The 13,363-nt window shown below is 65.1% G+C and carries 8 protein-coding genes; 3 read left to right on the forward strand and 5 right to left on the reverse strand.

The window, feature by feature from the left end:
- Nucleotides 1-23: 23 nt before the first annotated feature.
- The 3 genes from BRW65_RS19795 to mobF form a co-directional block, all read right to left on the reverse strand.
- Nucleotides 24-1,820: a DEAD/DEAH box helicase gene (locus tag BRW65_RS19795; protein WP_007172175.1), complete on the reverse strand. Its 1,797-nt coding sequence runs from the start codon at nucleotides 1,818-1,820 to the stop codon at nucleotides 24-26.
- A 46-nt stretch (nucleotides 1,821-1,866) separates the two neighbouring features.
- The gene (locus tag BRW65_RS19800; RefSeq protein WP_197083339.1) at nucleotides 1,867-3,381 is read right to left on the reverse strand and encodes a serine/threonine-protein kinase; all 1,515 of its coding nucleotides are present in this window, start codon (nucleotides 3,379-3,381) and stop codon (nucleotides 1,867-1,869) included.
- A gap of 248 nt (nucleotides 3,382-3,629) precedes the next feature.
- Nucleotides 3,630-9,485: a MobF family relaxase gene (mobF, locus tag BRW65_RS19805; RefSeq protein WP_046182041.1), complete on the reverse strand. Its 5,856-nt coding sequence runs from the start codon at nucleotides 9,483-9,485 to the stop codon at nucleotides 3,630-3,632.
- A 295-nt stretch (nucleotides 9,486-9,780) separates the two neighbouring features.
- On the opposite strand from mobF, the gene BRW65_RS19810 reads away from it, so the two are divergent.
- The 3 genes from BRW65_RS19810 (at nucleotide 9,781) to BRW65_RS19820 (ending at nucleotide 11,933) form a co-directional block, all read left to right on the forward strand.
- Complete coding sequence (locus BRW65_RS19810) at nucleotides 9,781-10,293, forward strand: hypothetical protein (protein ID WP_007172179.1); 513 nt, start codon at nucleotides 9,781-9,783, stop codon at nucleotides 10,291-10,293.
- A gap of 9 nt (nucleotides 10,294-10,302) precedes the next feature.
- Nucleotides 10,303-10,815 carry a hypothetical protein gene (locus BRW65_RS19815; RefSeq protein WP_225325864.1) on the forward strand — a complete coding sequence of 171 codons (513 nt, stop codon included), beginning with the start codon at nucleotides 10,303-10,305 and terminating at the stop codon, nucleotides 10,813-10,815.
- A gap of 497 nt (nucleotides 10,816-11,312) precedes the next feature.
- Entirely contained in the window at nucleotides 11,313-11,933 is a 621-nt protein-coding gene (locus tag BRW65_RS19820; RefSeq protein ID WP_225325865.1) for a hypothetical protein, read from the forward strand.
- A gap of 81 nt (nucleotides 11,934-12,014) precedes the next feature.
- On the opposite strand, the gene BRW65_RS19825 is transcribed toward BRW65_RS19820, so the two are convergent.
- Nucleotides 12,015-12,608, reverse strand: coding sequence for a hypothetical protein (locus BRW65_RS19825; RefSeq protein WP_007172182.1), 594 nt, complete (start codon nucleotides 12,606-12,608; stop codon nucleotides 12,015-12,017).
- Nucleotides 12,605-13,189 carry a hypothetical protein gene (locus BRW65_RS19830; protein ID WP_007172183.1) on the reverse strand — a complete coding sequence of 195 codons (585 nt, stop codon included), beginning with the start codon at nucleotides 13,187-13,189 and terminating at the stop codon, nucleotides 12,605-12,607. The genes BRW65_RS19825 and BRW65_RS19830 overlap by 4 nt, the downstream gene beginning before the upstream one ends.
- Nucleotides 13,190-13,363: the final 174 nt, after the last annotated feature.

Raw genomic sequence — 13,363 nt, forward strand, 5'->3', positions numbered from 1 at the left:
GCGTTCGCAGCAGTGAGCGGGGCTTACCCATGTCGCAGTTCCTCCTCGACCGCAGCAACGATCTGAGGCAACCGCGCGATGAGGTAGTCGCAGTCGTCCGCGGTGTAATCCTTCCTATTGGTGGCACCGCTGGGAACCATTGTCTTGATCCGCCTGTCGATGGCCGATTTCACGGTGACGAAGTTCTCCCGGGTGCGGTCCAGCTCGCGGCCAACGCGATTGAGGCTGTGTTTGGCCAGAAACTTGCCAGCCTCGTTCTTCACCAAATCGTCGAGCAGGGTCTTTTTGGATCGACGTGTCTGTTGTTTGGTGGGCTGGACGCGTTGTAGCTGATCGAATTTGACTCCGGTGTCGATACCCTTTTCCTTGAGCACGGTCAGGGCCTGCGCAACATCTGGGTCGGCGCTGAGGGCGATCAGGGTCAGGTTTTCGAGTTGGATGTCGGCCTGGCCAGTGATCACCGGCAGCGGAGCGTTCTGGCCACCTCCAGGTGGGGGTTCGCGAGTGGGCAGGGGTTCAACAACGGTCTCGTCGATGAGCTGCGCGAAGAACTCTTGGTCTGCTTCGGCGAACTCCTGGAAGTCGTTCCAGACCCCGGTGATGTTGCCGCCGACGTGAAAAACGACGACGCCATCGTTGACGGCATCGAAGGGGTCAACATCTGGAATCACCCGCATGATGCGCCCCACGAACTGCATGAAAGGGCTGAGGTTGTTGAAGATGCTGAAGACAGCGGCGACGCTGAGATACGGGTGGTCGTATCCTTCACCGAGTTTGCGCACCTGTACGATCACGTCGAGTTCGTGGTTCTCCAACCGCTGGTAAACTCGCTCGTTCGCTTTGCTCTTGCCTTCGATCAGGCTGTGAACGAAGTCGGCGCGGAGCCCCAGTTCGCGGAACTTGGCGACGACCTGTTTGCAGTGCTCCATGTTCAACGCCGCCGCAATGATCTTAAGCCTGGCCTCGCCGGTCTTTTCCCGCAGCTCGAACAATTTCTGGCGGGAGGCCTCGGCGATGGTGGTGAGGGTGGCGTCTGAGCTCACGACGCTGCGCCGGAAGCCTGCGTCGCGCTCGCCGAGGCGGCGGACCTCTTCCAAGGACACCTCGACTTCGGTGTTGTCGTCAGGGCGCCGGACGTAGTGCAGCGTGGTCGGGTTGAGGCGGTAGCCGTTGATGCGCTTGACGTATCCCTTCTCCACCGCGCGAGAGATGGGGTAGCTGTAGATGATTTCACCGGCCATGATTCGCCCGTCGGCACGACCGGGGGTGGCGCTCACGTTCACGATGCGTGCGTCCGGGAAGTGCCGCCGCAGAGTGTCCCAGCTCTCGGCCACGTTGTGATGGCCTTCGTCGAACATGATCAGATCGAAGAAGTCGGCAGGAAGCTTTGCAAGCCAGGTGTTTTCGGCTCGCTGGAGCTGATGAATATTCGTCACCACGATGTCAGCCACTTCGAGATCGGTGACGTTGGTCGACGTGCCTCGGATTTCTGCGGGCTCTGGGAACGGCGCGGAGTCCAACACTTTGCGCTTAAGGTAGAAGAACTTCGGGTCGCTAGGTGTCAGATCCTTCAGCAGCTGGTCGGCGATCTTGAGGTTCGGTGCGACCAGCAGTGCGCGGTGAGACTGTGCGGCGAACGGCGTGAGAGCCAGGAGGCCTGACTTCCCGCAGCCCACCGGCAGCACGACGGAGACTTCGCGGCCCTCGGGAGCGTCGAAGTCGTGCCCGGTGAGCGTTTCGTATGCCTCGATCTGCGGCTCGCGCAAGGACGCATTGCCCGTCACGGTGGGTCGCAGGGTGACGTACTGGTCGATTTTCATAAAGCTACCCCTTTTGTGGAAAACGTTGTCGGCAAGGCGATCTGGTTCAGGATGCGGAACTCTTCGGAGGCCGCAGCTTCTCGACGCCGCTACGGATCGCGGGGGGCAGCGTGCGGATCGCGAAATCGCTGATCGACCACTCGACGTCATCGGCGTCGGCCGCCCGCAACGCTTCCACTGCTGCCGAGGCCATCTCGTCAGACTTGACCTCCTGCAGGATCTTGACCAGGACGTCACGCACGTGCCACCGGTTGTGGCGGGGCCCCAGCGACGCGAGCGCGCCCACGCTCATCCGCATCACGCTGGAGTCCTTCGTCTCGGCCACGACAATGCGGGTGAAGTCAGCCAGCACGTCGCAGTACTCGAACGAGAAGTTCCCATGCCTCAGAAAGTCGGTGAACCGCTGGTAGACGCGCTGGAACGCGCCCCGCTGTTCGCTCCAGAGGAATTTGACGGACCCTCGAGTGCACCAGGGCAGCACTCGGGTCAGCACGTGCATGTCGTCGTGGCTGGACTCATCCAACGCGGCTGCCCACTCGATCATCTCGATCAAGTCCGCGTCGGCGACCGACGGACTGCGCATGCGGTCCTGCAGGCGCTCCGCTGCCTCTTCCTTCGACTCGTTGGCCACGTATTCCTCGTGTGCATCAACAGCACGCTCGAGTGCATTCATGAAGTGCTCGATCGACTGGTAACGGCGATCAGGCGAGTTGGCGATCGCGGTCTCGATGACAGGTCGCAGCGGGCCGGGCTCCACCTCGTTGTTCACTGGGAAGTCCTGAGTCACGAGCTCCTGCAGGATCTTGCCCAGACCGTAGATGTCGGAACGGTGGTCGGCGCTTCGGGCCCGTTGCCACTGCTCCGGTGCTGTGTAGACCCACGTGCCCAACCCTTGTCGCAGCGTTGAGGTCAGCGGGTCGGTGTGCCGCTCGGCCTCAACGGCAAGCCCGAAATCCGATACCGCCCAATCGCCGTTGCTCAGCCGCAAAACGTTGGCCGGCTTGAGATCTCGGTGATAGATGCCCCGATCATGGACGTAACCGAGCCCCGTGCAGATCTGACGCATGATGTCGACGATCAATCGCGCTTGGCCGCCCACCGTGTCGACGTAGTCGGTCAGGCTGCCCTGCGCCAACGGCATCGCATACCAGATGTTGTCGTCGTCGGTCTCGCCGTGGGCAAGCACCGAAATAACGTTGGGGTGGTGCAGGTCTTCGAGGAGCCGAAGCTCACGCCGAAACCTCTTGATGGCTTCGGGGTCAACCGCGACGGTGTCCTTCAGCACTTTGACGGCGACCAGTTCGCTGGTCTTGCGGTCGGTGGCACGGAAGACGTCGGCGAAGCCGCCACCACCGATCCGAGCGTGTTCCAGCAGGAATCGCCCACCCAGCGTGCGGGTCTTCTCGTCCGACTTCGGCCTGCCGGCCTTGGTCTGACGGAGGCCTGAGCTGTTCCATCCAGCGACAACATCGAGGTCCCAGATAGGGCCCTGCGCAATCTCCCCCACCGCGTCGGGGAAGTCGTTTCGCTGCCGCAGTGTCGCGATGCGCTGAGTGCTCACGCCGAGCTCCTCGGCCACCTCCGATATTCCGCCAAGACGCACGGTTGCCTCCAGAAATAGTTGTTCTCAAATCAAGTATAACACCGAATTGGTTGTGGTTGGCTCAACTATTTATCGCGTCGTCGCCGAGCGGCGACAAAACCGGTTGCCCACGTCCGCGCGTCGTAGCACGGTGGGGACGACGACGAGTCGGTAATTTGGCTGCGAGAGACCCCGAACGGAACGGATCCCTGTTCTAAGCAGATCACTCAGTCATCGGTGATGCCGATTTCTGGAGATTGTTGCTTGGCGTGGGGGCCGCGTTCGCGAAGCCAGGTGGCCTCAAGGTGTCGCTGGTAGGCGGCGTGGATGGTGGCGTGGAGCTGGGCGGCGCGTGCGAGGCTGTCGCGCAGTCGCTCGTCGAGTATGGCTGGGTGCAGGCGCCCTGCCTGGGTGAGCGCGGGGTCGAGGTCGGGCGGGGTCCCGCGGTTGATGACAGCCGACGTTGGGGGCGCGCCGATGGTTGTCGTCCAGGGTAATTCGGTGGCGACGAGTCGCAGGAGCCGCTGGGCAGGCTTGGGTGGCCACGTTTGGCCGGTCGTGTCGAGCAGGACAAGGCCGGACTGGTTGGCCGCGGCGTGTTCGGCGAGGTCGGCGATTATTGCAGGGTCGGCGCTGGCGGCGTCGTCGATGATGATGAGACTGCCGGGGGGTAACGGCGACTGCGACTTTTTGTTGGTGATGGTGGCGTGGGTTTCGGTGATGGTGGCAGCGGTGTCGGCGAGCTCGTTGGTCACGGCGTCCTCGGCTTGTTCGCGAGTAGGGCTGCACCACAGGATCTTTCGTTCGGAGGCTGCAGCCGCGCTGTGCAGGGTGTGCAGGGCGGCGCGGCGCTCGGGCGAGGGTTGGGCGTGCACGACCGTGACGGCGAAGGGCAGCCTTGCGGTGCTGGTGATGGCGGCGGCTATGGCGGGGGAGAGGTCGGCGGCGGCACTGTTGGCAAGGCTGAGGGGGCGGTGCGGTTGGAAGCGGCTGGCGGCTTCGAGCACGCGTAGCTCGATGGCCAGTTGGCCGAGTTGGGCGGTGATGTGCTCGGCCGAACGGGTTTCGGCGGCCGCGAACGCGGCGGCGGCAGCCAGTTCTGCGCGGTCAAGGTCACGGCGCAGCTGGCTGGAGCGCCGGCGGGCGGCCAGCACGGCGCGATCGTCTTCGGATCGTGCTTCGGCGATGACGTTGTCGACGTCGTCACCGCTGATGACGCGGTCCGCGCCGCCGGCGGCCTTTGCACGCGCCGCGAGTGCTTCGCGAAGCGCAGCCTGATAGCGCTCGGCGGGCGCAGTGTCGGGGAGTGCCATGAGTCGCAGTTGGACATCGAGTTTGGCCGAGGCGATGTCAAGTGGGTCGACGTCAGGTTGAGCCTGCAGCTCGTCGAGCTGGTTGCGCGCCCAGTCGACATGGCTTAGCGCTGTCTCGTATTCGGCTTCGGCGTCGGCCCATTCGGCGGTCACGTCGTGAACGGCGATCAAGTAGGGGCGGTCGGCGTCGGCGCGCTGGCGCAGTTCGCGGATGCGCGGGGTGGCTTGGCGCATTGCCGGTCCGTCACCAATTGCGGCGCGGGCATGCAGGGCCTGATGGTCGGCCAGCGCCTGCTGGTATTGGGTCCGCAAGCTGGTGAGGTCAAGCAGAGCGGCCGGCAGTGGCGGGGGTGCCACGCGGTGGCGGGGGAGGTCGTCGAAGTCCAGGCCGGCGAGTTCGTCGGCGGTCTCAAGCGGGGTGTTGGTCGGGTCGGGCTCAACGAGTTCGGGGTGCCACGGTTGCGTAGACAGGTCGGTGGCAGGCATGTCAATCCTGGTTGCGTGGGGGTCGGGGGGAAGTTGTTCTTCTTCCTCGGGGTGCAGTGGGGGTTGTTCGGGTAGCGGGTGGTCGGCGTGGTCGTGGTGGCCGCCGATCAGGTCGACGGTGTAGGTGATGGTGCGGGCGTATTGGTAGGCGGGGATGGTGTGGTCGGGGTCGACGTCGGCCAGGTGCTCGGCGGCGACGTGAAGAAGGTCGGCGGGGGTCCAGCGGGTGGGGTCGGCGGCATTGACAGCTGAGACGAGGCCGGGCCAGGCGGGATCGGCGACGATGGATTGCGCGGTTGCTGACCCAAAGACGTTGTGCAAGTCAGCGATCCAGGCAGGGCGCAGGCCGGTGTGGGGGGCATCGACGGTGGCCGCGGGCGTGAGTTCGGCGGCAAGACGCCACCACAGCGCGGCGGCGGGCAGCTCGTCGGGGAGCGGACGTTGGATGGCGGCCGCGCGAACGAGGCCGGGCAGGTCGGGCCGGCTGGTGGCGGCTTGGGCGAGGTGGGCGGCCAGTTGGGGCCAGTACCCGTCGGCGCGGATGCGCGGATCGATGGAGTCGATCAGCTGCTCAAAGCGGCGAGCATGCGGGCTTTGGGTGCGCACCACCGCTTGAGCCCGGTTTTCGAGGAGTTTTTGGATGGTGCGGGCGCGCACGGCGTATTGGGGTGGGCCGAGCAGGGTGGTGTCTTCGGCAACCACGTTGTGGGCGGCGCGGAAGACCGCGATTTCGGCGGCGAGTTGGGGGTTGGCGGCCAGCACGGGTTTGGCCCAGGCCGGCGCGGTCGCCGGTGTCCATTGGTGGGTGACGGTTTCACGGATCTGGTCTGCCAGCTCGGCAACCAGCACGGCGCGACCGGTCAGGCAGTTCTCCCATGCGGGGTCGTTGGCCAGCAAAGTGGGAGTGGCGGGCAGCCAGCGCAGCGGCCCGATACCGGCAGAGTGTCCGCCGGTGGGGTCGATGCGCCAGTCGAGCACCGCGGCGGGATCGTGGGCACTGAAAAGCTCGCCTACGCTGGCGGCCTCGGTCAGTGTGGCGAACGGGTCGCGCCCGTCGGCGCCGATGATCGCCAAGTGTTTGCAGAGCACTGGCCATGCTTCGGCGCGGGTCAACCCTGGATAGAGCTGATCGGCGGTGATGTGCAGTTGGGCCAGCAGGGCCGGGGAAGCCAGGGCCTGGGCGGCGTCGCCCAAGGCGTTGTAGTACATCGCCGCGGCCGGGCCCAACCGCACGAAGGGGTCGCGGGCTTCGCGTGCGGCACTGGTGGCCGAGACTTGTGCGCCGTCGCGTGACAGCGTTTTGGTCAGGACATCGACGGCCGTTTCGGGGTGAGTTGCTTTGGGCGACAACACCCGGTGCGGGTCGGATTCCGCGGTGGATAGATAGATGTGGTTTTCGATGCGGCCGCGAGTTAATGCCACGTAGAGCAGTTGGCGAGTGAGACTCCCGGCACCGACGATGTGGCAGGCGTGTCCGGCGGTGAGTCCTTGTGCGGAGTCAATGGTTGCCGCATAGCCGAGGGTGACGTGCTTTATGACGTAGTGGGCGGGGAGGCGCACTGTTTGGCCGCTGCCGAGGTGGCGGGCTTTGATGCTGCCGTTTCGGTGGATTTCCAGGATTTGGAAGCGGTAGCCGTTGCGCACGTAATCGGTGGGGCTCAAGCGCAGCCGGCGGGCATTGCGGCGGGTGCGAATAAGGTCGCCGGGAGAGGCGGCAAGCCGATCAGAAAGGGTGATTTCGTGGCCGCGCCGTGTTGCCGGGTCAGCCGCGGCGAGGCGATCGAGTCGGGCTCGGGCGTTGAGGGTATCGACGATGGCGTTGGTGGGTGCTAACAGGAGGGAATCGCGGCCCGCGTCGAGGTCGGCGGCCCACGCGGTGTAGGCCATGTCGGCGGCGGTCTGATCGGCACCGACGTGCACACGCTGGTGGTCGATGTAAAACCCGAGTCCAGAGGGGTCTCCTCTGCGGATCGCCAGGGTCGCTGCGCTTTCGGCGGTGGAGCCAAAGCGAACCAACTGAGACAGCGTCAGTGAATCGGTCTTGTGGGCGATGTTGCGCAGCACGCCACCGGCTGAGATCGACGCGAGTTGGCAGTCATCACCGACCAGCCGGATGCTGGCGCCACGGGCTAAGGCGTGGGTGATCACCGCATCAAGTTCGAGCGTTCCGGCTTTGCCGGCCTCGTCGATGATGATGAGCGTGTCGCGTCCGACGTTGGTGAACCATGGCGGTGGGGCAGAGCGACTCGACCCGCTGGCCGGGTCGGCCGACCAGACGTATTTGGCGATGGTGTCGGTCGGGGCCGACAGATCCTCGCCCAGTTCGATGGCTGCCGCCGCGGTGGGGGCTAAGCCGACGATGGTCGCGCCCGAGGAGCGCCACGCATGCGACAGCGCGGCCATCGCCGTGGTCTTCCCGGTACCGGCCGGGGCCAGCGCCAACGCCACTCGGCGCCCGCTGCTTGCCATTTCCCGGACCAGTGCGACCTGGCCCTCGTTGAGTTGCTTATCGCGTGCGGCCGAGTCTGCCAGCGCCAGCTCGATATCGATGTCCTCGACCGTGCGCCCGCCGCGTCGGAGGGCGGCAGCAACGATGCGTCGCTCAGCGGCCAGCAGCTCCTGAGAGGTGTAGGTAGCGCTGCCGTGGCGGCTATGCACGCTGGTTCCATCGCGGCGACGCAGCTGCGCAGGTTCTCCCATTTCACCGTCGTCGATATCGATGTGCTGAACCGACAGCGGCTCGGCCAAAGCAGTCTCGGTGATCTTGTCGGCCAGCGTCTCGTCGGCGGCGTGCCCGCTGCCACGAACGAGGCGCTGCGCCTCGGCGAACACGTGGTGGCGTTGCCAGGTCGCGCGGGACCGGGCAACCGTGGCGATGACTTGGGCAGCGCGCGCGGTGATCCAGTCGTCATCGACAGCATCGATTTGGGGCGCCGGCGCGGACAAGACGGTGCCCAGCATCGCGGTCAGCTCCCGCACAGCGCCGAGCACCTCGATCGCTTGGCCGCGCCACATGTGGCGCTGCTCGGCGAATGATCGGGGTTCGTGTTTGGCTTCGCGGGTCTCTAGGGTCGCTTGTTGAGCCAACGCGATGGTTTCCACGTGGGTCGGCTCGCGGCCGTGGGCGGCTTGAAACTGCTTGGCCAGATCGGCGGTGCGGGCTTCGATGGCCAGCCGCCGCGACGACCACGCGGCCATCAGCTCGACTGAGATTCCCACGATTTCACGCACCGGCCTCTTGCCGCGGCCCTCGCCGACCACATCAGCGAACCGCAGCTGCAGTCGCTGTCCAAGGTGGGCTTCCAGGCGCGTGTTGTACAGCTCGGAGGCGGCCACGGTGAACTGGTGCACAGGCTGCCCGTCAAGCGCCAGCCAACGCAACACACCGTCAGGGCCCACCGTGGCGACCTTGTTGGAGATCGCGACATGGGTGTGCAGATCAGGATCGCCAGCGCGTGAATCGCGGTGGGTGAACGCCGCCCCGAGCAGCCCGGTGGTGTCGACCTGGGCGACACCACCCTTACCTGAACGGGTAAATGCGGCGTGAGTTTCTAGCCACGCCAGCGCATCACCGACCGCTACGTCGTGACATTCCTCTACCACTGTTGCGACGGCGCGCGGTGCGATCGCCCACAGCGTCGACACTGACTTCACGGGCGAAAACGTCAAGTCGTAGCCGGCGACCGCGGTCGTGCGCGCGCGAGTTTCCCGCGCGATAAACCCACTGAGTTCGCGATCGTCGGCGGGCGCGCGCTTGTACTGCTCAGCGAACATTCGGCGCGCGACAACGGTGCGGATCGCGGCGCGCGTGGGCGCGGCGATGGGCGCGTTCCAGTGCAGGCCGGCTTCTTCGTTGTGATCGCGGTAGGCCACTGCCAGGGCGCGCACAAAGGTGGTTTCGCTGTCGCGGATATGGAACTTGCGGCCCAGTTTGGCGGCTTCGGCGGCCGCGAGGCCGCGCACGCCGCATTCGGCGACATACTTGGTGATCGCATCGGCGTTGGGGTGCAAGCCTTCCCCGAACAGGGCCTTCATTTGGGCCTCGGTGACCGGCGAATCAACCGGTACGGCCCAAACTTTCGCGAGGTCTTCGGGGGGCACCGGACGTGCCCTTGTCGAGGACAGCGATGCCAGACCCGATCCCACCCATCGGCCCGGAGATTCGCCTTTGGTCGAGTAGTAGTCGATCAGCGGGGCCCGGCCGCGCGCGGTGGTGTCGACAGCAGCGACTTGCCGGATCAGGTACTGGTAACCGTCTCCGGCGGTGAGCTTGTGGCTAGTCATCGTCACTGCAGTGCAATCCCTTTCGAGGCGCACGTTAGAGACGACACCGCAGATCTGTCCTACACAGATCAGGCGGTTCTTAGGAAACTGTGACCTTAATGCAAGAGGTGTGTGGTGTCTGGGGTGGTTCAGAACGGTTGATGCCGGTGGTCATTGGTGTGTGGTGCATGAGGGTGGGATCGGCTTATGTTGTGGGACTGGGGGATCGGGAAACATTGGTGGTGGACAAATGTGGACGCACTGATGTTGGTCAGTGTGGTAGAGCGGGACAGCCGGTTCGTCGTATGGTGCGGCGATGGGAACGATCAACTCGAAATCAGCGGCGCGTAGGCGGGTTCGCGAGGCGCAGCTTAGAGCGAACGAGGCACGCGTGGAGTGCGAGCGGCAAAACGTCGATGACGCGGCGTCGTTACTCGTTGAGCTGGGTCGCCTGGCGGCCGTGGAGGAGTGGGAGGCAACTCGCATCCTCGAGATTCGGGCAGAGGCAGAGCGGCGTCGGCACACGCACCGCCAGGCCGGCGGCATCGCGGTGGCTCGAATGCAGGGTCGCGGCGAATCACTCGCGGCGATAGCGGAATTGGCTGGGGTCAAAGTCGGTAGCGTTCGGATGATGTTAAAGGCGGCGAGCGCGCACACTGGCGCGGCGGTGCAAGCACTAGGTGAGGGCAACGGCGCGGCGGCCCCTGGCGCGGCGCCGTTGGCACTAGGTGCGAACGGCGTTACTGCGCATGACGATGGCGCGGCGGCGCAAGCACTAGGTGCGAATGGCGCTGCGGCGCATGACGAAGGTGTCGGTGGCCGGGTTTAGCGTGGGCGCGTGCGTGTTCATCTGGGGATGCCGCTGTGGGTCGATCCTGTTGTGCACGCCGACGAATGCCGGCGCTTTGACTCCGACGTGGTGCAAGGACCCGGCGCTGACGACTGCGATTTTTTCACGGGGGCTATCGGTAAAGACGGATATGGCCGGTTCTTCATTTACCGTGGGGGTAAAGGGATTTGCGTGCGGCCGCACCGGTACGCGCTGGCGCGTCGACTCAGTGTGCTCCTTCAGCCAGACGAGTTGGGCCTGCACGAGTGCGATAGCCCGCTGTGCGTGAAAGTCTGTGCGGCCGAGGCGACATTCCAGCATGTGGTAATCGGCACTCAGAGTGAAAATATGCGACGAATGGCCCGGATGCGGCGCGGAGGAGGCCGCAGGTCGATTCCCAGTGATGGGTTATGGGCTCGGCGGGAGCGCTCGGTCGCGTTGCACACGGTGTTGCGGGAACGCGGCTGGGATCGGGCCGCAGTGGAGGCGGCGCGCCTCGGTGATATGCCGATGTTGTGGTGAGGGTGTAAGCACTGTTGGTGATTTAGCCGGCGAGTACTGCCGGTCGTGCTGCGCTGCTGTGGGAACGGGGTGGATGCGATCCAGCCGATAGACGGCGGTATGCATCGCCCAGTAGACGGCGACGATGTTGGCCCCGGGTATCACGCTGGCTAAGACGGGCCCGCACGTCGGCCGGATTGCTTCACCGTATGCGGCTGCGGCGCACTGCTCGGGGCTGGGAAGAACCCTGGCCGGGGCGCTGTGGGCGGTGTGAGGCGACGCTTGGCGCCAACAGGGTGCTTGTCGGACTAGTTCAGTGCACTTGCGGGTCGATGCACCGTACTCACTTCTGCCGCAGGACGAGCGGAATTGCATCTGCTGCAACATAATTGCTCGGTTGAGAGCGAGTATAGCGCCCAGTAAAGCGCGTCCCGCGGACATCGGATCACACCTCAGAAAGGGTGCTGTCTCGACACTTACGTCTGGCGCATCATTGTCGCATCTAGTACAACAGGATGGTGGGCGTCGAGTTGCCGGGGTCAGCAGCGCTGTCGCTGGTGTCGAAAGTGCTTCCGTTGGATCCAGAAGCCACGGTCTTCACCGCGATGCTGTCTGGCTGGGCTGATCAGCAGCGAGCCCGGGTGTGCAAGCCACCGACGGTGCAGGCGCGGGCGAGCGTGGTGCGCCGTTTCGCCGAGTTCACCGGGACGTATCCCTGGCAGTGGCAAGCAGATGACGCGGATGCGTTTTTCTCCCAACTGCTTTCCGGTGCGGAGCCAAAAGCTGACTCGACGGTACGGGGATACCAAAACGCATTGCGGTTGTTCGGCGACTTCGTTACTGACACGCGATATGGATGGGCGTCTTTGTGCGCTGAGCGGTTCGGGCAGGCCCCGGCACAGATCCTGCATGACTGGAACACCGTGCGTCACGTCAACGAGTTTGAGGGGCGGCCGGGACGGCGCCCGCTGAGCTATGACGAGGTTCAAGAGCTCTTCGATGCCGCCGATGGCTTGGTAGATCAGGCGCGACTTCGCCACCGCAAGGGAGCGTTGTCAGCGTTGCGGGACTCGACGCTGCTGAAGACCGTCTACGCGTATGGGCTGCTCTCCGGGGCTCAACCAGATGCAGCGGCGTGATTCTCTGAGTTTGTGCAGTTCAGAAGCTGATGTTGGGATGCTATCTGCTGCAACAGGTGTGGTGCAAGTCGACTCGCGGTTTCAGCGGGGCCGGCCTGGCGCGTTGAGTCGGGCCATGAGTTCGCGGTTGGTAGCGCGGGCGGCGGCGAGGTCTTCGTCGCGTTCGTCGAGTTGTTGTTGTTGGTCGAGGACCTGCTGTTCGAGATGGGTGATCCGTTGGTGGAGTGCATCGATGTCGGTTGGGGCGTCGAGCCCGGACTCGCGCCATGTTTGTTCGCCGAGTGCTTGGGAGAGCCGCTGCTCGAGTTGGCGGATGCGGGCGTTGAGCCGGGCGGCGCGTTCGTGGGCGGCGAGCAGGTCGGCCTGCAGTGAGGCTTGGGTGACCGTGGGGCCGGTGTGTTCGTCGGGGACTGGATCTGTTTGCAGCGCATGGATTTTCTCGAGTAGGTCGCGGTACCGATAGAGGAATGTGCGGTCGACTCCGGCCGCACGAGCGATCGCGGCCGCGCTGAGCCGGTCGCCGGCGGCTGCGGCTTGGTCGATCGCGGCCAGCACGCGCCGGCGTCGGCGCATCGAGTCGCCGCGACGGCCGTCGAGCATCGATCGGGTGCGTGTGCTCGACGAGACAGATTGTGCGCGTGTGTGATTCGACGTGGTGTCGGTGGTTGTGGTCATGCGGTGGCCTCCGAAGCGGGGGTTGCTGGTGCGGGTGGGGTGGCGGCGAGGGTGGGCATGCCGAGCGGGACCGTGTGGGCCGCACGATGACGACGCACGATGGCGACCGCGTCGTTGATCTGCGCTCGCTCCGTGTCGTCGAGTTCGGCGATGTCGCCTTTGATCCTGTTGATCAGTCGCCGGATTCGGGTGATCTCCTCCTCGGTGGGGGTGGCGTCGGCGCGGGCCCATTCGTCCACTCCGTCGATGGTGGCGGCCAGCCGTTCGCGGGTGCGCAGCAGGTCGTCCAGGTATGCCTGCAGGTCGGGCAGGAAGGCGATGTTGGTGCGGAAGTGATCGCAGCCGACGCAGCGGAATCGGATCGGGCAGGCACCGCCGCCGGCCTTGACGTTGGTTGGTTCGGTGCAGGTGCCGTCGGGGACGGCGACCTCGCCGATGGCGTGGCGGGCGCGCTCGGAGTCCAGCAGGGCGTGTGCGTCACGCCAGATCCGGTTGCCGTGCCGGTCGAAGCTGAGCGTGGTGACCGTGTCGACGGCGTCGCGGCGGCGGTCCTCGCCGATGCGGTAGTAGCGGCGGGTCACCGAATAGCTTCGGTGATCGAGCAGTTCGGCCAGGACGTCGATCGGGATGCCGGCGTCGGCGTGGCGTTGGGCGTAGGAATGGCTTGTCTCCGCAGTGGCTGTGTGCGGTCGGGTTCGTGTTGCGTTTGACGTGGCCGATTCTCGGCGTGGAGTTCGTGACGCTGATCGCCGTTC

Source organism: Mycobacterium paraffinicum (assembly GCF_001907675.1).
GTDB classification, from domain to species: Bacteria; Actinomycetota; Actinomycetes; order Mycobacteriales; family Mycobacteriaceae; genus Mycobacterium; species Mycobacterium paraffinicum_A.